20 protein-coding genes and 1 pseudogene are annotated in these 23,020 nt (G+C 48.7%); 8 read left to right on the plus strand and 13 right to left on the minus strand.

Annotated features, from left to right (window positions below):
- The first annotated feature begins 162 nt into the window (after positions 1-162).
- The 3 genes from map to OEY58_18775 all read left to right on the plus strand — a co-directional run bounded on the left by map (position 163) and on the right by OEY58_18775 (position 2,403).
- Positions 163-909 carry a type I methionyl aminopeptidase gene (gene map / locus OEY58_18765; protein MDH5327499.1) on the plus strand — a complete coding sequence of 249 codons (747 nt, stop codon included), beginning with the start codon at positions 163-165 and terminating at the stop codon, positions 907-909.
- Positions 910-1,404, plus strand: a complete 495-nt coding sequence (gene lspA / locus OEY58_18770; protein ID MDH5327500.1) for a signal peptidase II — start codon at positions 910-912, stop codon at positions 1,402-1,404.
- Positions 1,405-1,602: 198 nt separating this feature from the next.
- Complete coding sequence (locus OEY58_18775; GenBank protein MDH5327501.1) at positions 1,603-2,403, plus strand: protein phosphatase 2C domain-containing protein; 801 nt, start codon at positions 1,603-1,605, stop codon at positions 2,401-2,403.
- Between the two features lie 117 nt (positions 2,404-2,520).
- Here the strand turns inward: OEY58_18775 and OEY58_18780 are convergent, their stop codons facing one another.
- The 8 genes from OEY58_18780 to prlC all read right to left on the minus strand — a co-directional run bounded on the left by OEY58_18780 (position 2,521) and on the right by prlC (position 12,099).
- Positions 2,521-3,237, minus strand: coding sequence for a rhodanese-like domain-containing protein (locus tag OEY58_18780; GenBank protein MDH5327502.1), 717 nt, complete (start codon positions 3,235-3,237; stop codon positions 2,521-2,523).
- 15 nt (positions 3,238-3,252) lie between these two features.
- Positions 3,253-3,579 carry a hypothetical protein gene (locus OEY58_18785; protein ID MDH5327503.1) on the minus strand — a complete coding sequence of 109 codons (327 nt, stop codon included), beginning with the start codon at positions 3,577-3,579 and terminating at the stop codon, positions 3,253-3,255.
- 162 nt (positions 3,580-3,741) lie between these two features.
- On the minus strand, positions 3,742-6,288 hold the full coding sequence (locus tag OEY58_18790) for a S8 family serine peptidase (protein ID MDH5327504.1): 2,547 nt from the start codon (positions 6,286-6,288) through the stop codon (positions 3,742-3,744).
- A 163-nt stretch (positions 6,289-6,451) separates the two neighbouring features.
- Complete coding sequence (locus OEY58_18795) at positions 6,452-6,958, minus strand: DUF302 domain-containing protein (GenBank protein ID MDH5327505.1); 507 nt, start codon at positions 6,956-6,958, stop codon at positions 6,452-6,454.
- 21 nt (positions 6,959-6,979) lie between these two features.
- Positions 6,980-7,615: an AAA family ATPase gene (locus OEY58_18800; GenBank protein MDH5327506.1), complete on the minus strand. Its 636-nt coding sequence runs from the start codon at positions 7,613-7,615 to the stop codon at positions 6,980-6,982.
- Positions 7,616-7,754: 139 nt separating this feature from the next.
- A complete protein-coding gene (gene ubiD, locus OEY58_18805; protein MDH5327507.1) occupies positions 7,755-9,224 on the minus strand; it encodes a 4-hydroxy-3-polyprenylbenzoate decarboxylase in 1,470 nt (489 codons plus the stop codon).
- A gap of 120 nt (positions 9,225-9,344) precedes the next feature.
- On the minus strand, positions 9,345-10,028 hold the full coding sequence (locus tag OEY58_18810) for a hypothetical protein (GenBank protein ID MDH5327508.1): 684 nt from the start codon (positions 10,026-10,028) through the stop codon (positions 9,345-9,347).
- 34 nt (positions 10,029-10,062) lie between these two features.
- On the minus strand, positions 10,063-12,099 hold the full coding sequence (prlC, locus tag OEY58_18815) for an oligopeptidase A (protein ID MDH5327509.1): 2,037 nt from the start codon (positions 12,097-12,099) through the stop codon (positions 10,063-10,065).
- A gap of 178 nt (positions 12,100-12,277) precedes the next feature.
- On the opposite strand from prlC, the gene OEY58_18820 reads away from it, so the two are divergent.
- Positions 12,278-13,270 (plus strand): serine/threonine protein kinase, encoded by a 993-nt coding sequence (locus tag OEY58_18820; GenBank protein ID MDH5327510.1) that lies wholly within the window; start codon positions 12,278-12,280, stop codon positions 13,268-13,270.
- 34 nt (positions 13,271-13,304) lie between these two features.
- On the opposite strand, the gene OEY58_18825 is transcribed toward OEY58_18820, so the two are convergent.
- Positions 13,305-14,228, minus strand: coding sequence for a hypothetical protein (locus OEY58_18825; protein MDH5327511.1), 924 nt, complete (start codon positions 14,226-14,228; stop codon positions 13,305-13,307).
- 235 nt (positions 14,229-14,463) lie between these two features.
- Here OEY58_18825 and gorA point away from each other — a divergent pair, with 235 nt between their 5' ends.
- The 3 genes from gorA (at position 14,464) to OEY58_18840 (ending at position 16,885) form a co-directional block, all read left to right on the plus strand.
- The gene (gorA, locus tag OEY58_18830) at positions 14,464-15,813 is read left to right on the plus strand and encodes a glutathione-disulfide reductase (protein ID MDH5327512.1); all 1,350 of its coding nucleotides are present in this window, start codon (positions 14,464-14,466) and stop codon (positions 15,811-15,813) included.
- Positions 15,814-15,837: 24 nt separating this feature from the next.
- Positions 15,838-16,362: a gamma carbonic anhydrase family protein gene (locus tag OEY58_18835; GenBank protein ID MDH5327513.1), complete on the plus strand. Its 525-nt coding sequence runs from the start codon at positions 15,838-15,840 to the stop codon at positions 16,360-16,362.
- A 97-nt stretch (positions 16,363-16,459) separates the two neighbouring features.
- Positions 16,460-16,885: a hypothetical protein gene (locus OEY58_18840; protein ID MDH5327514.1), complete on the plus strand. Its 426-nt coding sequence runs from the start codon at positions 16,460-16,462 to the stop codon at positions 16,883-16,885.
- 14 nt (positions 16,886-16,899) lie between these two features.
- Here the strand turns inward: OEY58_18840 and aroE are convergent, their stop codons facing one another.
- From aroE to OEY58_18855, 3 genes and pseudogenes are all read right to left on the minus strand, one after another.
- On the minus strand, positions 16,900-17,760 hold the full coding sequence (aroE, locus tag OEY58_18845) for a shikimate dehydrogenase (protein MDH5327515.1): 861 nt from the start codon (positions 17,758-17,760) through the stop codon (positions 16,900-16,902).
- A 21-nt stretch (positions 17,761-17,781) separates the two neighbouring features.
- Positions 17,782-18,771 (minus strand): porphobilinogen synthase, encoded by a 990-nt coding sequence (hemB, locus tag OEY58_18850; protein ID MDH5327516.1) that lies wholly within the window; start codon positions 18,769-18,771, stop codon positions 17,782-17,784.
- Between the two features lie 742 nt (positions 18,772-19,513).
- Positions 19,514-20,155, minus strand: a pseudogene (locus OEY58_18855) (adenylate kinase).
- 872 nt (positions 20,156-21,027) lie between these two features.
- Between OEY58_18855 and OEY58_18860 the strand changes: the two are divergent.
- Complete coding sequence (locus OEY58_18860; GenBank protein MDH5327517.1) at positions 21,028-22,293, plus strand: 6-phosphofructokinase; 1,266 nt, start codon at positions 21,028-21,030, stop codon at positions 22,291-22,293.
- A gap of 92 nt (positions 22,294-22,385) precedes the next feature.
- Here OEY58_18860 and OEY58_18865 read toward each other — a convergent pair.
- Positions 22,386-23,020: sodium/proton-translocating pyrophosphatase (locus tag OEY58_18865; GenBank protein ID MDH5327518.1), on the minus strand; the 635-nt coding region annotated here is incomplete at its 5' end.

The raw sequence follows: 23,020 nt of genomic DNA on the forward strand, positions 1-23,020 counted from the left end.
GCCAATACAGCCACATAAGTGCAGGTGCTCACCGGGTGAGCGGCGAATCTTTGACAGAGGAACCCAGCTTAGTGTGTGGAGCACGCTAAGAGAACGTAACAACTTACTGAAGTATCCTTTGGCGGTAGTTTCCGCCAACCGGTCAGATTTATAGGGTGATAAATGACGATAGAAAACGAAAAGGATCTGGAACACTTGCGCACCATAGGCAAAATTGTCGGTACCGTGCTGAATACCATGATTCAAAAAACAGAGCCGGGCATGACGACCCGTGAATTGGACGTGATTGGAAAACATTTGCTGGATCATTATGGAGCCAGGTCTGCGCCCCAATTAAGCTATAACTTTCCGGGTGCGACGTGTATCAGCATCAATGAGGAGGCGGCCCATGGTATTCCAGGCGAGCGAGTGATTCAAAAAGGGGACATGGTCAATATAGATGTCTCCGCTGAGTTGGATGGTTATTTTGCAGATACCGGAGGAAGTTTTGTGGTGCCTCCGGTTTCACCCTTAAAGCAGCGCTTGTGTCAGGCAACCCAGCAGGCTTTATACTCAGCCATATCCAAAGCACAAGCGGATCAACCAATTAATGTAATCGGTAAAGCTATTCAAAAAGTAGCCAAGGACAAAGGTTATAAGGTAATAAAAAATTTGTGCAGTCATGGGGTGGGGCGTGCCTTACATGAGGAGCCCAAAGAGATCCCGGGGTATTACGACCCCAAAGACAAGCGGCGTTTGTGGGAGGGGCTGGTGATTACGATAGAGCCGTTTTTGTCAACCAAAAGCCGATTTGTTACAGAAGCCGGTGACGGTTGGACTCTAGCTGCTGCCGCGGGAAATCTGTCTGCACAGTATGAGCACACAATGGTAATCACTAAAGGCAGGCCCATATTGCTCACGGAGGTCTAAATGCCGCTGCAGGAAACAGCCCAAAGAGCGGGCCTGCTGAGTTTGGTTGTGATATTTTGTATTGCCGGCGATCAAATAACTAAAGAAATAGCCATTCGCTATCTGGCGGACTCCCCGGCTTTGTCTTATGGTTTTGACACCTTACGGTTTCAATATGCAGAAAATCCGGGAGCGTTTCTGAGTCTGGGGGCAAACCTGTCTGTAACAACCCGATTCTGGGTATTCACCGTATTTTCCACTGTATTGTTGTTAGGTATGAGTATCTATGTTTTTATCAGCAAGCAAATGAATCGATTTATGTTAGTTTCTTTTGCTCTCATGATCGGGGGTGGATTCAGTAACCTGATAGACCGCATCGGAAATCAAGGGCGGGTGGTGGATTTTATTAATCTGGGAATTGGAAATTTACGTACCGGGATATTCAATGTGGCTGATATGGTGGTGCTTTTGGGGGCATTGTTTCTAATCTGGGGTTCCCGCCGGATCAGGGACTAAGCGGTTAAAACACTCCAAGCAGAGACACGCCTGGCGAAGCAATACCGGCAACAGGGTTTGGCGGTTGTTATATCTGGAACATTATGTGTGTTCCTGGCCGCTCTCGCACATCCCTGTGCTTCACGGCACCGGTATGTCCCTATACAATGGATAATGCCTCAAGGAATCACTTCCCCGGGGATATGAAAAGATAAAAATATGAAAACAGCCCTCAAATACCTGCAACAAAACCACGAGCAACCTTACAGGTTGCAGAGTTTCGCCCAGGGAGAAGCCGTGGTCTATTCTTCACGTTCACCACGAAAACAAAGTGCCAATGAAGATGCGGCAGCTTTATTTGAATTTGACAGGCGCAGAGGTGTTTTGGCAGTGGCCGATGGCATGGGTGGCCTGCCTAAAGGGCAACAGGCATCGGCGGTTACCTTGAACGAAATACAAAAAAACCTGCGCAAACAAACGGCTCTGCGCGAGGGTATTCTCAACGGTATTGAAACTGCCAATCGTCGCATTATTAACAGCAAGAACGGTTCCGGGACCACGGTGGCCCTGGTGGAGTTAAAGGGCAATCTTATTCGTCCCTACCATGTGGGTGATTCGGAAATTCTTCTGCTGGGACAACGGGGTAGAGTTAAAATACAAACCGTTTCCCATTCTCCCACCGGGTACGCAGTGCATGCCGGGATAATTGCCCACGAAGAAGCCATGTTTCATCCCCAGCGTCACCTCATATTCAATGCGGTGGGATTTGACGATATGCGCATAGAAATCGGGGCAGTGGTTGAAATGGCGGCGAAAGATACCCTGTTGTTGGCTACAGACGGGTTGCTGGACAATATGTTTCTAGACGACATATGCGCGATAATTCGCACCGGACCCCTGGAAGAAGCGGCACAATTGTTAGTGCAGCAATGTCAGCAAAATATGGTAGAGCCCAATCCCGGACAACCTTCAAAGCCGGATGATATGACTTTTATCCTGTATCGACAAACACAGCGTTGAATATTTGAAGTAAGCAACAAACCAAAAAAAAAAGGCACGTAAAAAACTTACGTGCCGGGACCCTGTGGGGTCACTATCGAGGATAGTTCGTTTTATTTTTGTTGGTTCACTCGTTCTTTATTTAGGTACGTTGACGGTTAAGCCCAATAACATCCAGGTTTGCATGCCGCCACGGTAATACATGATTTTTTCCGGCGGATAGCCCATGCTTAACAGGCCTTTAATGGCTCTGGGGGATTGTCCGCACCACATGCCATTGCACCACAGCAGCAAGGTTTTGGCATTGTCGAAATCCCAAGGAGAGGGTTTGTAATCGCTGTCCACGATTTTCTTAATCTTGGCCATGGCGGAACTGACCATGTTGTCGTGCTTTTTACGTACACCCAAGGAATACAAAATTTCACTGAGCTCAGAAGAGCTGATTTTTCCGGGAATAAACGAGGTGAAGGGAATATTGACCGAACCGGGAATAGTCCCTTTTTCATGCCAGCTGGGCGTTCTTGCGTCGATTAAGACCCCGCTGCCGCTGGCCAGTTCTTTTTTCATAAAATCCAGCAATTCCAGTTCACCTACAGTTTTGACGCCGGGTGCCACATTAATCGGCTGAATACAAAAAGGCGGGCATTTTCGTGAAGTTTTGGAAAAACCACCCGTAAGCAGATTTTCGGTGTCCTGAATGCGCTCAATGCGAATGTTTTGATCACCCGCTTTAAGTTCCACTGCTTCGATGTCAGGAGCGATTTTTACATCCATATTGGCGGATGCCAGGCCGGGTATGGCCAGCAGGCCGGACAGTGTAATGGTGTACAGGAAGGAAATTTGTTTCACGTTCACGTTAAAGTCCTCGTCTTATTTGTTTTGAACCAGATATAGGTCGAAAACCGTCTTACTTATTGCCGAAATGTCATCGTTGATTTCATGCAGTTTCGCCACTTTGGCTTTGTTGCTCTCCGATAGTTTTGTATAGAATTTGTATGTCGAAGGCAGCTTGGCCTTCAACTCCATTTCCATGTGCTCCCTGTGTTCAGTTTTACTGGGGTCGTGGTTTGGTGACGTTTTGGACTTAACTTTAGAATTTGCTTCAGATTCCACGGCATCCAAATAGTCATCAGCGTAAAGCGGATTAGCCACCATGAGTCCCAAGAAAAAGATAGTTGTCGCACTATTTAATTTCATAAAAATTAAAGTCTTAAGTAAATAAAATGTATAAAATTCCAGAATTGGAACTAATTGTTCAAAATATCGGACACATTTAATAAAACTTTAACATTTATGTGGGTAATTCAGCGCGTTTTCAGATAGGGGGAGGGAGAGAGTGTTAAGAGAGGAGAAAGTACTTTAATTGATTGAAATACGGTCAAATCCGCCGAGAAAGTGAATGCCGCCAATTCGTCCGTCCGGCTGCATGATCACATCACGTATGTCGCAGGCTTCTCCGTAATAGCAATAGATGGCATAGCCGTCGGGGAAGTACGAAATGGCGACCGGGTTACCTCCGCCAAAGTTGCTGGTGTAGGCCAGGTGGTAATAGCCTGGGGGAATGTTGGAAAATTGAAACTCGAACGATGCAGCGGCGTGAGTAAACACTCGGCGGTCTGTTTCCACCACACGATTTAACGAGCTATCGTAGGTATACAATATCAGATATTGAGGATTGATTTGGGTTTGTTGCGCTTGCTTTTGTACCAAAGCCGGTAGGTCAGAACCATTGATCTTAATGTTTCCGCTGGTATTTCTTACCGGGTCCTGGCTCAGCATGGCGCGATCTATGGTGGCGCGATAGGTGCCGAGCCCGTTGGTGTCCACATTAAGCGGGCGCAGGCTGATCCAGGGGGTGTCGCTGCTGGGTTCAGTGACGCTGACTGCTGTCGTGCCACAGCCGCGTGACACCTGAAAATCCGCATGGTCACTACTAAGAGCAAAGTTCAAAATACCCGGAGCGACGCTGAGAGTGCTATTAATAACGGGTACGGTGGTTTGAGCGAGTTCGGCAGCGTAAATCACTGCTTTGCAGGCATCAATAAGGCCGTAGCCGTAGAGTGCGTCTTTGCCCGGCAAGCCCAAATCTTCGATGATACGGCCACTGCTCAGAGCGGTATCGAATTGCTCGGGGCTTAAGTTTTTGTACACGGATTTCATTAGCGCGGCCACTCCAGCCACGTGCGGGCTGGCCATGGAAGTGCCGGACATCAGTCCATAAGTCGCATCCCCGAAATCATTATACAGCGTGCTAAAAATCCCATCGCGGTTCAGATCCTTGTTTAAGTCTGCGTCGATATCTCCACCGGGTGCTGCGACACTGATATAGGAGCCGAAATTTGAATAGAAGGCAGAGATTTTTTTTGCATCCACGGCGCTCACCGCAACCACTTCCGGGTAGGCGGCGGGATAGGAGGGGTGGTTCGAGCGTTCGTTACCGGCCGCTGCAACGATAATGACGCCCGCAGCACGAGCCTGCACATATGCTGCCGGTGTTGGGCCGGAACCTTCAGGGCCACCCAAGCTGAGATTAATGACGTCCGCGACCTCACCGTTTGCGACACGCGTTGCGGTTTCTGCGGTCGACTCCAAATCGTTGTCGAGGCCGGCAGCATAGCGTATACCTTGTTCTATGTCGTGATCATAACCGTAACCGTTATCGTCCAACACTCGTACGGGCATAATGCGGGCATTGAGTCCGGCAACCCCGGCGACCCCGATGCTATTGTTGGTTCGTGCCGCAATAGTGCCGGCGACATGGGTGCCGTGAGATTCGCTGGTGGTATAAATGCCGTCGTTTACAAAGTCCGCTTCGGGTAGCAGTTGGCCATTGAAGTCTTCGTGGGGTAACACTCGAGTATCCAGTACGGCAACAATCGTATTTTGGCCTTGGGGTGCGCTAATGTCCCAGGCCCGTGGCAGGTTCATCATCGTGTAGTGCCATTGCTGGCGGTAGTTTACGTCATTGGGTGTTAACAGGGCTTTTCTAACATAGTTAAGACGGGCGCGAATGCCGGGTTGTTGCTGTAATTTTTCCAGTACAGCGATGGTGTCCTGTTTCAATTGTTCCTGAGCGTTGGCGCTGCTGTTGGGTTGCACCCCCAGGGCGGCCATAATTCGCTCGCGACTGATCTTATCTCCCAAACGCAACAGTTGTCCGCGTTCCAGACCGGTTTTTAACGGCAAGTTAAATCGTTGCGCCAGTGAACCCATGGGTTTGACTCCGGCGGGTAAGGTCGAGGTTGAACCTCCATTGGATGGAGTGGCGGGTTCTATAATAATTTCTCCCAGAGCAAATTCTGTATGTGCTCTTGTCGTTTGCGCAATGGTTGTTCCTGCAGTTGTTGTTTGTGCCAAGGATGTGCCCGACACAGCGACCGGCGCCGTGGTGGCTGTACCTACCGAGAGGACATAATTGTGTGAGCCTGAATTTGCTAGAACGTGGATGTAATAGTCGCCGGAGGCGGGGGCGGTGACACTTAGGGTACTTAAATAAGTCGCATTGCTGTCACTGGCGACTGCGCTGCCGGCGATGTTGAGCAGGCGCAATGTAACGGTTGCGGGTCCGGGATCTGTGCTCAGGCGAATTAACTGATTTTGTGCCAGATGAACGTAAAAGTAATCATGTGGATCCGATGATGCCTGGACAAATCCTCCCAGTTGTACCGGGTTGCCGATGGACTGGACGTTATTTAAGGAATTATTGCTCGTGGGTGTGGTATCGGGATTGTTGATGTCTGAGTCCGATTCCGTGCCGGGAACAATAGCGACGCTACCGCTGATGCCTTGGGGGATGAAGTGGTCGCTCTGGGTGCACGACAGCAATCCGGCTGCAAGGCAGAGTTGCAGGGCGAAGAGGGCGGAAAATTTGCTTCCAAGCTTTAAACGTTCGCTAAAACTTTTCATGTTTGAACTTTATAAAAAACAGTCGTCCGGTAGAGTCGCCCAGTGTAGCAGAGCTTGGGCTTTGTGTTTATATCAGTTGCTGACAAATTGGCGCGGGAATATAGTTGTTTGAGATTACGAGGGCTACCGAGTGGAGTAAGTTACAAGTCGAGCCTGTTAAGTTTCACTGTTTTAACTCGGAGACAATATCCTGCAGTAGCTGGTCTACGGCTTGTAGTGTCGGGTCGTTTGCATCGATTACCAGTAGGTTGCGGTAGGATAAGTGTATGGTGCCGGGCTGCTGTGGTAGTTCGTAAATAAATATAATGTAGGGGCACAGCGAAATGTAGTGCGCATTGCTTTTCATCATGGCGCGAGAAATGGTTGCGCTGCAAAATTCTATAGCCTGACCGTGACTGTAGAGCGATGTTTCGTCACCCACTTCCGCACCGGTACGTTTGAGCATTTCGGCGATGTGTGAGACATTGTTGATCTTGATGCCTCTATCCGTGATGGCCAATTCCAAAAAGGACTTCACTTCTTCGAATTGTCCAGGCACCGTGGTATGGCGAATCCATTGACTTTGGGTAAAGTCCGCGGGCTTTACCATAGCCTGGTGCGATGGGGTGCAGGCGCTACCCAAAACCAGTAACAACATAGTGGTAATGTTTCTAAGCCTTGAGTAGCGCATATTTGGTTTCCGCGGTTGGTGTTAGGGCAGGCTACGTTTGCTGTTAACCCATTTGATGAGGGGGCCCCACTGGTCCAAATCCATCTGCACAGCCGAAGGTGCCATTTCAAAAATGCCCAAGCCTCGGTCAGCGGCGCGAATATAATTTTGCGTGTCACGCAAGCTGGCGATAAATGGTATTTTCAAGCTTTTCAGAAAGACAGACAGCTTGTGGTAAACCACGGTATTTTCCCTGACACGGTTGGCCACGAGCGCGATTTTTACTTCGTTGCGTTCCACTTTGCTTAAAGCGCGTAATTCCTGAACAAACTTGGCGGCTGCACGGATGTCCAGCGGTGACGGCAATACCGGCATGACAATGGTCTCCACGCGTTTTACAAAGCTGGCCAGTTCTTTTCCGTGGGTTACGGCGGGGACATCAAAAATGACCACATCGCTTTTTTTGGAAACACGCACTTGCTCAGCTGTTCCGTCTATGCCTTGAATTTCGGGGCGTTTGGGATCTCTAGCATTGAGCCATTCCAAGCTGGATTGTTGTGGATCAAAGTCCACCAATACTGTCGATTTGCCACTAACCGCGAAATAACTCGCCAGATTGGTGGCTATGGTGCTTTTACCGCATCCACCCTTGGCGTTTAAAACCATGATTGTGCGCATTTTTGCTCCTTTGTAACCCTTGGCAGTTATATTGTTATTGTTTGATTATAGAGATTCGAAAAACAAATGTCTCGGTTATGTGTCCTTTATCAGAGGTTTAGCATCATCTATAAGCCGTATCGTCTGCAACTTCGGTGTTTCAATCGAATATGTCCAAAGAATCCCAGATTTCATCCACGCGTTTTTTGACCGTTTCGCTCATGCAAATGGGGCGGCCCCACTCCCGCTGAGTTTCCCCAGGCCATTTATTGGTGGCATCAAAGCCCATTTTGGAACCTAATCCCGAAACAGGTGAGGCGAAATCCAGGTAGTCGATGGGGGTGTTATCCACGATGGTGGTGTCTCGGCCCGGATCCATACGTGTGCTCATAGCCCAGATCACATCCTGCCAATTACGCGCGTTTATATCCTGGTCTACTACAATGACGAATTTAGTGTACATAAACTGTCTTAAAAATGACCAAACTCCCATCATGACCCGTTTGGCGTGTCCGGCATATTGTTTTTTCATGCTGACCACGGCCACTCGGTAGGAACAACCTTCCGGGGGTAGATAAAAGTCCATGATTTCCGGAAATTGTTTTTGCAGTATGGGGACAAACACCTCATTCAGGGCCAATCCCAGAATAGCCGGTTCATCCGGTGGCCTGCCGGTATAGGTGCTGTGGTAGATAGGGTCTTTGCGCTGGGTAATGCGTTCGATAGTGAAGACCGGGAATCGATCCACTTCATTATAGTAACCGGTATGATCACCAAATGGACCTTCATCCGCGGTTTCGCCCGGATAAATATAACCTTCCAGTACAAATTCGGCGCTGGCCGGGATCTGCAAATCAGAGCCAAGGCATTGAGTTACTTCGGTTTTTGATCCGCGCAATAAGCCGGCGAAGGCATACTCGGAGAGCGTGTCAGGAATGGGCGTCACCGCAGCCAAAATCGTAGCGGGGTCGGCGCCCAGTGCCACTGCCACGGGAAAGGGTTCCCCGGGATGGGCTTCGCACCATTCGCGGTAATCTAAAGCACCGCCTCGATGGGACAGCCAACGCATGATTACCTTGTTGGGGCCTATGACTTGTTGGCGGTAGATACCCATATTTTGACGTTCTTTGTAAGGCCCTTTAGTAACCACTAAGGCCCAAGTGATCAAGGGGGCGGCGTCTTCCGGCCAGCAGGTTTGAACCGGTAGCTGTGACAGATCAACCGATTGACCTTCCAGAACTTTTTCCTGGCAAGGTGCATTGCGGACTACTTTGGGTGCCATATTGAGCACCTGCTTATATATCGGTAGTTTTTCCCAGGCGTCTTTTACGCCTTTGGGCGGTTCGGGTTCTTTGAGAAAGGCCAACAGTTGACCCACTTCCCTTAATGCGGTTACCGATTCCTCGCCCATGCCTTGGGCCACCCGTTCCACAGTGCCAAATAAGTTTCCCAACAAGGGGTAATTGCTGTTTTTGACATTTTCGAACAACAGGGCCGGGCCGCCGGCTCGTAGAGTACGGTCGCAGATTTCGGTGATTTCCAAATAGGGGTCCACCTCAGCCTGAATCCGTTTCAGTTGTCCGGTTTTTTCCAGTTGCTGTATGAAGTCGCGCAGGTCTTTATATTTCATCCGCCCTTATGTTTCCGCAGCTAATAGGAGCGCAAAAGCATACCAGGAAACGTCGCCTTTGGCTTTAGGCACTTGGCGGCCAGGCGGTTCCGCGCAGGAGTGGGCTGCGGCAATCAGGGATCAGCGAATGCGCACACCGCCGTGGCGCTTGCTGATTCTGTTGTCCAGGTAGGAGTAGCCCAAATACAGGCCCAGAATCAGACACAATACCATGCCGGCACCGGCCCAAACAGCAGGTATAGGGGGCATGGCTGCAGACGTGGGTTGCGGTTGGGCCGGGGTTGGGTTTTCAGTCGGGTTTTCTGTTGCACTGTCCGCAGAGTTTGCGGCGGCGGCAGGGCTGTTTTCAACGGTTGTTTTTGCCTGTTCCAGTTCTACAATTCTGGCTCTGGCTTTTTCCAATTCTTTATGCAGCTTGCCCAAGGCCTGGACTTCTTTTTTGGTATCGGTTTCGGGGCCCAGTTTTGCTTTTGCCGCTTCCAGTTCTTCGCTTACGGCTTTAAATTTGGCCAACAACTGTAAGTAGCGAACTTTTTGAGGTTTTGCTGTGGTAAGCATGGCGGTTTCCACCCACCCCTCCTTATCCTTGTGGCTGATTTTGCTGTATTTTCCATCGGTCATGAGTACTTCCACGGCCGTACCGCTGGGTAGGGTAGTGACTGCTTCGCCGTTGGGAATACTTCCGGTGGGTTGTTCGGAATAGACTTGAACATTCAACAGATCTTTTATGAAGGTGGTTTGCGCAAATACCAGGCTGCTCCACGCGCTGGAAATGAAAAGCAACAACCATAAGCGATATAACATATTTCGGGCTCCGTCGTTCAAGCAGTAAATGGGTTCAGGCAGTTATGCCGCTGTGACGCAATAAAGCATCCACAGAAGGTTCTCTGCCTCGAAATTGTTTAAAAAGTTCCATGGGTTCGGCAGATCCGCCTTGTTCCAGGATGCTGTGTAGAAAAGCCTGGCCGGTGTCTCGGTTAAAAATACCGTCCTCCTCAAATTTGGAAAAGGCATCCGCAGAGAGTACTTCGGCCCATTTGTAGCTGTAATAACCGGCGGCGTAACCTCCGGCAAATATGTGTGAAAAACCGTGTTGGAACCGATTATAGTCACTGTGCCGGATTACTGCGACCTCGCGTCGAACCTGATTCAGCAGGTTTTGTATTTGATCCGGCTGTTGAGGGTCGAATTCCAGGTGTAAGCGAAAATCAAACAGGGCAAATTCCAACTGCCGCACCATTTGCATGGCACTTTGAAAATTTTTAGCCTGTAGCAGTTTGTCGAACAGCGAGTCGGGCAGAGGCTCACCGCTTTCGTAATGGCGTGCTATGAGATTTAGAGATTCCTTTTCCCAGCACCAGTTTTCCATAAACTGACTGGGCAGTTCTACAGCATCCCAGGGCACTCCGTTAATGCCGGACGCATCCATGCAGTCGATTTGGGTCAACATATGATGTAAGCCATGGCCAAATTCATGAAACAAAGTGGTGAGTTCAGAATGCGTCAGTAGGGCCGGTTTGCCACCGCTGGGTGGGGTAAAATTGCAGGTGATAAAGGCGACCGGTGTTTGTATGCCATCCTTGGTTTTAAACCGGGAAGCGCATTCATCCATCCAGGCGCCACCGCGTTTGTTTGCACGCGCATAGAGGTCCATATAGAAGCGGCCCCGAAGTTGGCCTATTGGGTCTTTTACATCAAAGAACCGTACTTGCTCATGCCAAGTGTCGACGTCATGGCGTTCCTCGATGCTTAAACCGTACAGTTTGTGCACCACTGCAAACATACCTTGAACCACCTGTGGTTCGGGAAAGTAGGGTTTGAGATCTTCTTGGCTGACGTTGTAGCGTTTTTGGCGCAATTTTTCCGAGAGGTACATAATGTCCCAGGGTTCCAAACTCGACAATTGCATTTCTTGTGTCGCGAAATCCTGTAGCTGGTGTAAATCCTGTTCGGCGATGGGTCTGGAGCGTTTGGCCAGATCACTGAGAAAATCCAATACCGATTGGGTGTCCGGTGCCATTTTGGTAGCCAGCGACAGCTCGGCATAATTGGCATAGCCCAGGAGATGGGCTTTTTGTGTGCGCAGCTCTAAAATTTGTTGCATGATCCGACTGTTGTCGAACTGTCCTGCGTTTGGACCTTGGTCCGATGCACGGGTGACATAAGCTTTATATATTTGTTGTCGCAGTTCACGCCGGTCGGCATAGGTCATAATGGCAAAGTAAGAAGGAAATTCCAGGTTAAAAACCCAACCCCTTTGATTTCGGCTTTGCGCGGTTTGTGCCGCCATGTCGATGGCGGAAGGCGGTAATCCGGCCAAATCAGACTCTTGTTCCGTGTGAAAAGACCAGGCTTGAGTGGCATCCAAAACATTGTCAGAAAATTGGGATTTTAGTGTAGATAGCTGTTGCTGAATTTCTTTGAAACGATTTTTTTCTGTCTCGGGCAAATCCACACCGGACAATCGAAAATCCCTAAGGGCGTCATTAATAACTTTTTGTTGAGCTTGGCTCAATTGTGAGAATGTGTCACTGTCATGCAAACGCTGGTAGGCCTGAAACAAGGCGGTATTTTGCCCCAGCTCCGTGGCATACTGGCTCAATTTGGGGAGGCAGGCATTGTGAGCATCACGCAAGGCTTCATTGTTCATGACCGAGTTTAGATGGCTCACCGGCGACCAAGTTTTGTGCAGACGGTCCTGTATTTGTTCCAGGGGTTGTATCAATGATTCCCAACTATGCTCGTCTTGTTGTAGTAAAGTAGCGATGGCTTCTCGATTTTGCGTCAGTACCTGGTCTACTGCCGCTTCCACATGTTCCGGTTTAATGCGTGTGAAGGCGGGTAGCGGCGGATATTCCAACAGGGGGTTTTTCATGAGTAATCCTATAATTCTTTTTCAACAGCTGCGAGTCAGACAGGTTTTGTAAAAGCCGGTAGCCCGGTATTATGCAATATGCGTCCCAATATTCAACACAGGGAGGACTCCTTTGCAGGATGATCCGCGAGATAGTTTAGACAATTCAAACCATTTAGGTTCAGCCGATGCTCCCGACGTGGGTAAAACCCACAATGAACATCCTTATGAGCAATTGACACCGGAAGTGGTGTTGGACGCGGTGGAAACCATGGGGGTGCAGTGTGATGGTCGTTTATTAGCCTTAAACAGCTATGAAAACCGTGTCTATCAGGTGGGCGTGGAAGACGGGACACCCTTGGTCGCCAAGTTTTACCGTCCGGGACGTTGGAGCGATGCCGCCATTATTGAAGAGCACAATTTTACCATCACTCTGGCAGAAGCAGAGTTGCCGGTAGTGGCGCCTTTGCGGTGGGATGGTGAAACCCTACACATGTCCCATGGATTTCGTTTTTCCCTATATCCGCGCAGAGCCGGTCGCTGGCCCGAGTTGGATAGTGAGCAAAATTTACGCTGGATGGGCCGCTTTATTGCCCGGATCCATAATTTGGGTCGTTTAAGGCCGTTTCAACATCGTCCCCGCTTGGATATACAAACCTATGGTCATGACGCGGTAGAGTTTTTATTAGCAACTACATTTATCCCGGCGGAATTGCGCGAGGCGTATACCAGCCTGGTGCGGGATGTGTTGGCGCAGGTGCAGGCCGGATTTGATGCAGCAGGCGTTGTGGCACAGCTGCGCATTCACGGTGATTGTCACCCGGGTAACATTTTATGGACCAGTGACGGTCCTCATTTTGTGGATTTTGACGATGCCCGCAGTGGACCGGCAATCCAGGATTTATGGATGTTGTTATCGGGTGAGCGGGAGCAAATGACACAACAGTTATCCCATGTCCTGGGGGGGTACACTGAGTTTAGTGACTTCAATCCCTCTGAGGTGGCGCTCATAGAACCCTTGCGTACCTTACGTATGATTAACTATTCGGCTTGGCTGGCGCGACGTTGGCAGGACCCCAGCTTTCCCATCAATTTTCCCTGGTTCGCCGGCAACCGTTACTGGGAAGAACAAATCCTGGCCTTGCGGGAGCAGTTGGCATTGATGCAGGAAGGGCCGTTGGTATGGTACTAAATTTAAGGAAGCTCTGATTAATTCCTGGAAGGGGTTAGTTTGGTACGGGGATTAACGAATTGGCATTCAATGCCGGTGCGGACGATCCATGGCAATTGGAGCACACGCGGTCAGTCGCTGAATGAGCTCGGTAGGGGATGGATCCCTGGCCCACATACGTGGCGGTAAGTTTTACGGTGCTGTCATATGATGCTATCAGGCCGTACCATGTCGGCGGTAGCAGGTTGGAGCTGTAAAAATCGCCCAGAGCGGTGGTTTCAACTACGCCTGCCAGATGTAGGTCGTAATTATAGTTGCCGATGGTATTCCAGGCTCTGTTATAAAAACCGATAGCAACATAGGTTCGGGGTCCGGCGTTGAGTACCGTGCCTTGAATATTACACGTTGCGCAACTGCCGCTGAAGTAGGTATTGCTAAAATTCCCATTGTTCAATCGGGCAACCGTTGGGGTGGCAATGATTTGACCATTTGCGTCTGTGGCGCTAACTGCGTTGCCGTGACAACTGTTGCATTGAAGCGTGCTGGCATTTAACGGGGCTGAAGGTATGGGTTTATAGGATCGCTTGGCAAGGGATCGATCGTAAACAACGGGATAATATTCCACACCGTTACCGGTAAAGGTACGGTTGCTGTAAAAATTGCCGTTATCGTCTACATCAATACTGGCCAGGAGTTCTCCGCTGCCATGAGGTTCGGAATATAATTCTATGGCCGCATTGTTTAGTGTGGCATTTAGGTTTGTGTAGCTATACAGAGTACCCGAAAGGGTGAAAGCCGCAGCATCAATGCCATCATGGCATGAGGCTTGACTGCAAGAGGTGCCGGAAACGGAAGAAGTATGGGCGTCATTGGCAGCCGTACTTCCACGGCTGCTTTCCAGGAGATTGGATCGAGGTTCAAGATCCGGCACACACCCGGCTAAAACCGGCAATAAGAGTAACAGCGAATAGAGTTTCATTTTTTAAATCGAAGCGTGGTATTCTACTTAAAATAAGGTAACCGGGATTATACTGAAGTAATAATACACAATCGCAGTGTCTTATGTAAGCCCATGATAATAAATATAATTTAAAATAATTTTTGAGTGTTCCATGCGATTGATTTTGTGGTGAAATCGGGCGCCAAACCCCGGTGAAAACCAGACAATTTTTCACTAATTTCTATCATTCACATAAGATTCATAAGGTAATAGATTGACTAAACAGGAATTCGATTTAATTGCCATCGGCGGTGGTAGTGGCGGTCTGTCCGTAGCGGAGCGTGCTGCCGAGTACGGCGCCCGTTGCGCTATTGTGGAAAGCGGTAAAATGGGCGGTACTTGTGTCAACGTGGGTTGTGTTCCTAAAAAAGTCATGTGGTATGGTGCCGAAACGGCCTTGGCCATTGCACAAGCGCCCGCTTACGGATTTGATGTATCGCTCAACAGTTTCAATTGGCAAACCTTGGTTAACGCGCGTGAAAATTATATCAGCGGCATCAACCAATGGTATGACGGCTATTTGCAAAAATTGGGTATTACGGAAATTAAAGGCCAAGCACGCCTGCTCAGTTCCAATACCGTGGAAGTGAATGGTACCGAGTACAGCGCCAAACATCTGGTGATTGCGCCCGGTGGCACGCCTGCCGTACCCGATGTGCCCGGAGCGGGGCTGGGGATGACCTCCGATGGTTTTTTCGCGCTCACTGAACTACCGAAAAAAGTCGCGGTTATCGGATCGGGCTTTATTGCGGTTGAGCTCAGCGGCGTGTTGCATGCTTTGGGCTCGGATGTCACTTTATTGGTACGTGGCGAACATTGCCTGAGTCATTTCGATCCCATGTTGGGTGATGTGCTGATGCAGGAAATGTTGCACAACCACATCCACGTCCTGACCCAAACCCAGGTTGTCCGTTTGGAACAAAGCGCCGGCGGGATACAAGTGCAGGATCAAAATGGTGCGATTCATAGTGACTTTGATTGTGTTATCTGGGCCATTGGTCGCAATCCTAACATTGAGGGCCTGGGTCTGGATCAAGTGGGTATCAAAACCGACGCAGTGGGGCATATTGTGGTGGATGATTTTCAAAATACCAATATTGCCAATGTATACGCTTTAGGAGATGTGACCGGTCGAGTACCTTTGACTCCGGTGGCTATTGCTGCCGGGCGGCGTCTTGCAGATCGCTTGTTTAATGGACAGCAGGATCGGCACTTGAACTATGAAAATATTCCCAGTGTGATATTCAGTCATCCACCCATTGGTACGGTGGGACTAAGTGAGACCAAGGCGCGTGAGCAATACGGTGATGCAGTAAAAGTGTATCAAACGGCATTTACACCCATGGCTTATGCTTTTACCCCCTACCAACCCAAAACCGCCATGAAGTTAGTAACGGTAGGTGCGGAGGAAAAAGTGGTGGGTTGTCACATTATCGGAACCGGTGCAGATGAAATGTTGCAGGGCTTTGCCGTCGCGATAAAAATGGGGGCCTGCAAAAAAGATTTCGATAATACAGTCGCAATTCATCCCACCAGCGCCGAAGAATTGGTAACCATGCGCTGAACCGACTTTAAGTAGGATTAATTTATGGCAATTCGATCATTTCAACAGTTTGCCCCGGAGTTGGGTGCGAAAGCCTATGTGGATGAGTCAGCCGTGGTTATCGGCGATGTGGTCTTAGGGGCGGACGCATCGGTATGGCCGTTAACGGTTATTCGCGGGGATGTGAATCACATTCGTATTGGCTCCGGTACCAATGTTCAAGATGGTTCCGTGTTGCACGTGACCCACCCCTATACGGAAAAACCCGACGGTTACTCCCTGCAAATCGGCGCGAACGTCACTGTTGGCCATAAAGTCATTTTGCACGGTTGTAGTATTGGCGATAACTGCCTTATCGGTATGGGCGCCACGATTATGGACGGCGCTGTGGTAGAACCTTATGTGTTGGTGGGAGCCGGTAGTCTGGTGTCACCGGGGAAGGAGCTGGAGAGCGGTTACCTCTATTTGGGAACGCCGGTTAAGAAGGTGCGACTGCTGACCGAGTCTGAGCGCAATTGGATTGATTACTCGGCGAAACACTACATCGACTTAAAAAACAAATATTTATAATATCTGTGAGGGGCGCCGGACGGTGTTGATACAGAGTTGATGTCGAGGTTTGAAGAAGCTTTGAAAAAAGTTTGATGCAGAGGGTTTGGGGGAAGATATGATGTATATTTTTGTTGGCAATTTGCCACGGACCTTTAGTGAATTTGAGTTAAGGCGCATGGTTGAGCGTATGTTGTCACCAAAGGGATTTAAGGAATCCGCCCGACAGGTGTTGTTTAAGAGTGATCAAGTTAAACGATCCGAGTTTTGTGTTTTCGATAAAATTTCAGATACCGGTATCGTACGTCATGGCCAAGTGCTCATAGAACCGGAAGCGATGGCCAAGCGTCTGTTGCAGCGCTTGGATAAGACCGATTGTCGCGGACATCAATTGTGTGTGAGAGAGTTCACAATTCGTGCCTATCATAACGATCGCCGCGGCTTGGATTGGCGAAAAAAAGACTGGTCAGGGATGGAGCGACGATTGATCGAGCGGCGTCAACCCACCATAGAGAAAGAACCCAATAAAGATTTTTTTGCTTGAGCTGGGCGCCCGGCCTAGCCGGCTGTTTGCAGACGGTTCCGCAAATTATGAATAACAATTTGGCTGTCCGGGCGAACCTTGCGCCAGATATAAAAAGATTCGGCGGCTTGTTCCACCAACATACCCAAACCATCGCTGATGTATCCTGCGCCGCGTTGTTGTGCCCAAAGCATGAACGGCGTCGGTTGAGCGCCATACATCATATCGTAACAAACACTGTTTTGATGCAGTGCCGTATTGGCAAGAGGTGGCGCCTCGCCTTGAAGACTGGCTGATGTGGCGTTGATGAGCACGTCATAAGGTTGGGGTGGCAGCGAATCAAAAGTGCAGGCTGTGCAGTTAGCCGGTTCAGAGAAGTCCAGTAATAATTCCTGCGCCGTTTTCAAAGTACGATTGCATAGTGTTAACTGTTCCGGTTTGCCATCCAGTAAGGGTCCTAAAACCCCCCGGGCAGCACCACCGGCGCCAACTAGAAGTATACGCTTTCCCTGCAGCGTAACGTTATGGTTGTTGCTGAGGTCGCGAATCAGACCGATGCCATCTGTATTGTCGCCAAATAAAGTCTTATCCTCTTGTACTGCGATGGTATTAACGGCTCCGGCCAGACGGGCGCGCTCGGACAGTGTGTCTACCAGGTTCCAGGCATCTTTCTTAAACGGTACGGTGATGTTTAAGCCTTTACCGCCGTTGGCGACAAAATTACCTACCGCTTGGGGTAAACCGCCCGGGTCCACTAAGATCGCATCATAGCTAATGGATTGCTGGGTTTGAGCAGCAAAACTTTGGTGGATTTGCGGCGATTTGCTGTGAGCAATGGGATTGCCCATGACGCCATAGGCATCCACTTTAGGTTCAAAATCAAATAAGGATGACATGAGATGGGATTAACCGGCTGTTTAATCGCCTTGTCGTAACCATTGGGCAGCGGTTTTTGCGAAGTAGGTCAAGATTCCATCCGCGCCGGCACGTTTGAAGCCTAACAAAGCCTCCAGGATAACCGCACGTTCATTGAGCCACCCGTTTTGTACGGCTGCCATAATCATCGCGTACTCCCCGCTCACCTGGTAAACATAGGTAGGTACGCCAAATTGCTGTTTGACCCGGTAAACAATATCCAAATAGGGCATTCCGGGTTTCACCATTACCATATCGGCCCCTTCGGCCAAATCCAGTGCCACTTCGGCTAAAGCTTCATTACTGTTGGCGGGGTCCATTTGATAGGTATACTTGTTACCGCTGCCCAAATTGCCTGCTGATCCTACCGCATCGCGGAAGGGGCCATAATAGTTGGAAGCATATTTGGCAGAGTAGGCCAAAATTCGTGTATGAATATGTCCGGCTGCTTCCAGCGCCTGGCGAATTGCGCCGACGCGACCATCCATCATATCGGATGGAGCCACGACATCGGCTCCTGCTTCGGCGTGTGATACGGCTTGCTTTACCAAAACATTCACCGTCTCGTCATTCAGTACATAACCGGACGCATCGATCAAGCCGTCCTGGCCATGGGTGGTGAAAGGGTCCAAGGCGACATCAGTGATTACGCCCAAAGAAGGGAATGCCTGCTTCAATGCTCGAACTGCCTGTTGTGCCAAACCTTCCGGGTTAAAGGCTTCTTCCGCCAACTCGGACTTCTTGTCCGCTTCGGTAACAGGAAACAGGGCAACGGCCGGAATCCCCAATTCGACAATTTGTTCCGCCTCTTTAAGTAACTGATCGATGGAAACCCTTTCAACACCTGGCATGGATTGTACGGCTTGGCGTTGATTTTTGCCTTCGATGACAAATATGGGATATATGAGGTCGTCTGCTGTTAGCACGGATTCGCGCATCAGGCGACGACTGAAGTCGTCGCGGCGCATGCGGCGCATGCGGCTCATGGGCATTTTTCGTTTGCCGGTATCAATGCTGGACAAGATTCTCTCCTGGATTGCTTTTTGGGGATGCCAATTTTTGGCACTACGCCAGATCGTTCAATTCAATACTGGGATTTTATAGGAGCGCAGGAGTGTAAAAAAGTGCTGAAAGTAAAAAAGGGCGCACATTTGTGCGCCCTTAGCTTCTGAACTACCGGTTTTTCGGTTTCCTGGCCCCTTTTGGCTCCTTTGCAGGGTGACAGAAGGGGTAAGGGACCGTCGATCCGGCTAATTTTGCTGCTTATGGTGTAACTGCAGCCTTTTTCTTGGCTGCTCTCTTTTTGGTAGCCTTTTTCTTGGCGACTTTCTTTTTGGCAACCTTTTTCTTGGCTACCTTCTTTTTGGCAACCTTTTTCTTGGCTACCTTCTTTTTGGCAACCTTTTTCTTGGCTACCTTCTTTTTGGCAACCTTTTTCTTGGCTACCTTCTTCTTAGCTACTTTCTTCTTAGCTACTTTCTTCTTAGGTGCGGCTTTCTTTTTAACCGCTGCTTTTGCTCTCTTGGGTTTTGCTGCCATGATTGTGGCCTCCTTATTGGCAATAGAACCAGATTGATTATGTGTTTCTTTTGCCTTCTTTTCGGAAGTTACTACACTTTCTTTAGTTTTTTCTTTGGTTTTTTCTGTTTTTATATCATTTTCCTGCATTATTTCATTCAATGCAGACTTAATTGCCGTTGTTGCCTTCTTTTTTTGCGCCTCCTTTACTTCAATTGATGTGATGACGTTACACAAGCTGTCATAAATCTCATCAATTTCACCCTTTCCTTGCACACTATAGAGCTTGCCTTGTTCCCCATAGTGAGCAATCAATGGCGAGGTCTGGGTTTCGTACACGCGCAGACGATTGGATATGGTTTCCTCGTTATCGTCTCCGCGATGATGTAAGTTACCACCACACTTGTCGCAATGATCTTCCAGTTTGGATGGTGATGTATAAATATTGTAAACCTGATTGCATGTAGAGCAGGTTCGACGTCCCGTTATTCTTTGTATCAGTAAATCGTAGTCCACGTCTATAAGAATAACACCCTGCAATGGTTTACCAATGGAGTTTAACATTTCATCCAATGCATATGCCTGGGTTAGGTTGCGTGGAAAACCGTCGAGGACAAACCCTCTATGAGTATCCGCCTGATCCAATCGCTCCTTAATCATATCCAAAACAATTTGGTCAGAGACCAATTGGCCGGCATCCATTGCAGCCTTGGCTAATTTTCCCAAGTGGGTTTCCGCTTTAACAGCAGCGCGTAACAGATCGCCCGTGGATATTTGAGGGATCCTGTATTTATCAACCAGCATTTGCGCCTGCGTGCCTTTGCCCGATCCTGGCGCACCAACCAGTACAATTCGCATTGAGGCTACCTCTTTTCCTTGACCGCTGTTCTCGTTTATCAGTAAGTGTTAACTGCTTTGCCAAACTTCGTCAGAAATCCTGATACCAGCGTCGTGTTCTTCAGTCTTCGAATCTTCGATCTTCCAACGGTAGAACCTGCCGTGATACGTTTGGATGTCCTTCCCATCTAACCTTTCTATGTTGGATGGTTGCGCTGCTTAATAATGCATACTGCGATACGGCTGAATCTGTCCTTGCTTACGGGTAATTCCTTGTTGCTTTGCAATGCATCTTACAAACCAATTTTGTAACTTTTTAAACTATTTTTCTAAAAATAGTTGGAAGTTAATAAAAAGTCAGTAGTAAATCAACAAATATTTTAGTAAATAATAAAAAAATATAACACATGAGAGAAGAAAAAACGGTATTATTGCGCTTTGGAGTACTACAACTCCCGGATTTTTACAGTTTAGCAGGAGCTACCAGTTAATTTTTTGGTGTTTGATGCCTCAAACAAAACAAAAATTGATTTTCGGTCTATCTAAAACAAAATAATTTGACTAGAACCTAACTCAAAATTGAGTCTTTTCGTTTAGATGAGGCCGGCGTCTTTCGAAAATCGGAGTTCGCACGCGACAACAGGTATTTGAGAAAGGCAATAGCGAAGTATAAATGGAAAAGATTGATTTTGATCTGGGAACCTCTAATTAACTCCTGGATGAGCAGATATGAGAATAGAATTTTCCGGTTGGGGAAAGCACAGGGGATATCGACTATTTCCAAGTTTTCAGCAAAGCTTGGTGATTCTATTTTTTTATTGATTTTGTTCACGGAATTAGTCAGAGGTTCTCTGGGTTCTGGAAATAAAATATAAGAGTGTGGAGGAGTTATCATGGCGAAGAAAAATGCTTTTTATGCTCAATCGGGAGGCGTGACAGCCGTAATTAATGCCAGCGCATGCGGTGTCATAGAAACTGCGCGAAAACATAAAGACAAAATCGGTAAAGTGTACGCCGGTCGCAACGGAATCATTGGTGCTTTAACGGAAGATTTGATCGATACCAGCAAGGAGTCGGCTAAAGCAATAGCGGCCTTACGTCATACTCCGTCCGGTGCATTTGGGTCGTGCCGGTATAAGTTAAAAGGACTGGACGAAAACAAAGCCGAGTATGAGCGTCTCATAGAAGTTTTTGAGGCACACAATATCGGTTATTTTTTCTATAACGGAGGCGGAGATTCTCAGGACACTGCCAATAAGGTCTCGCAACTGGGCGAGCAAATGGGGTATCCCATTACCTGCATCGGCATACCCAAAACCGTAGACAATGACCTGCCGATCACAGACAACTGTCCCGGTTTTGGTTCAGTCGCCAAATACGTGGCTGTGTCCATTCGCGAGGCCGCGTTTGATGTGGCATCCATGGCCAAAACGTCTACCAAGATTTTTGTGATGGAAGTCATGGGGCGTCACGCCGGTTGGATTGCAGCAGCAGGAGGCTTGGCTACTGAAAAAGAAGGCGATGCGCCTCATATCATTTTATTTCCCGAAGTCGAGTTCGATGAGGCTAAATTTCTTAAAAAAGTGGATTCCTGTGTTAAAAAATACGGTTATTGCACCATCGTAGTTTCCGAAGGTGTGCGCAATAAAGAAGGAGTGTTCCTGGCAGAAACCGGTGTTCGTGATGCCTTTGGTCATGCTCAACTGGGTGGGGTAGCCCCTGTGATAGCGGAACTGATCAAATCCAATCTTGGGTATAAGTATCATTGGGCGGTTGCTGACTATCTGCAGCGTGCTGCGCGTCACATTGCATCGAAAACCGACGTGGATCAAGCCTACGCCATGGGTAAGGCAGCGGTTGAGTTTGCATTGAAGGGTAAAACGGCGGTCATGCCGACTATCGTACGTAAATCCAATAAGCCGTATAAATGGTCGGTGGGTGAAGCCAAATTGTCCGATGTGGCCAATGTTGAGAAAATGATGCCGAAGAACTTTATATCGCGTGACGGGTTTCACATTACCGAGCAATGTCGTGAGTATTTGTCGCCCCTAATCAAAGGGGAAGATTATCCACCCTATAAAAACGGCTTGCCTCAGTATGTAACTTTGAAAAATGTGGCGGTACCCAAGAAGATCAAGAAGAGCTTCACCATTAAATAAGTTCGATTTGTTCTCTACGGAGAGCCGCAAACAGAAAACCCCTAACCCGATGGGTTAGGGGTTTTTTATTGCTATTACTTATTTGTTATAAATTATTTTAATAACGGTGCAATAACCAAGCTAACAATGGCGAGCACGTTAATCAAAATATTCATAGCAGGTCCCGAGGTGTCCTTAAACGGATCACCTACCGTGTCGCCCACAACGCAGGCTTTATGAACATCAGAGCCTTTGCCGCCCAAGTTACCTTTCTCAACAAACTTTTTAGCATTGTCCCAGGCACCACCGGCATTCGCCATCATCAAGGCCATTAACACGCCGGCTACCAGTGCGCCACCCAGCATACCGCCCAAAGCTTCGGGACCGATACCGAATCCTACCAGAGGTGGGGCGATAACCGCGATCAATCCCGGTGGGATCATTTTTTTCAGTGCGGCGGTTGTGGCTATATCAACACAGCGAGCGGTGTCCGGTTTACCGGTGCCTTCCAATAATCCGGGGATTTCTTTGAACTGGCGTCGAATCTCTTTAATCATGTCAAAAGCAGCTTCGCCAACCGCCGTCATGGTCATGGAGCTGACCAACATCGGGAAGATGCCGCCGATGAACATGCCCATTAACACTTCAGGGTTGTTGAGCTTGATCTCAAAGCCCTGAATGTTGTGGGACACGGTTTCCACGAACGCTGCGATGATTGCCAATGCGGCTAGTGCGGCAGCACCGATGG

Source organism: Gammaproteobacteria bacterium, from assembly GCA_029882975.1.
In the GTDB taxonomy this organism is placed as follows: Bacteria; Pseudomonadota; Gammaproteobacteria; order SZUA-152; family SZUA-152; genus JAJDNG01.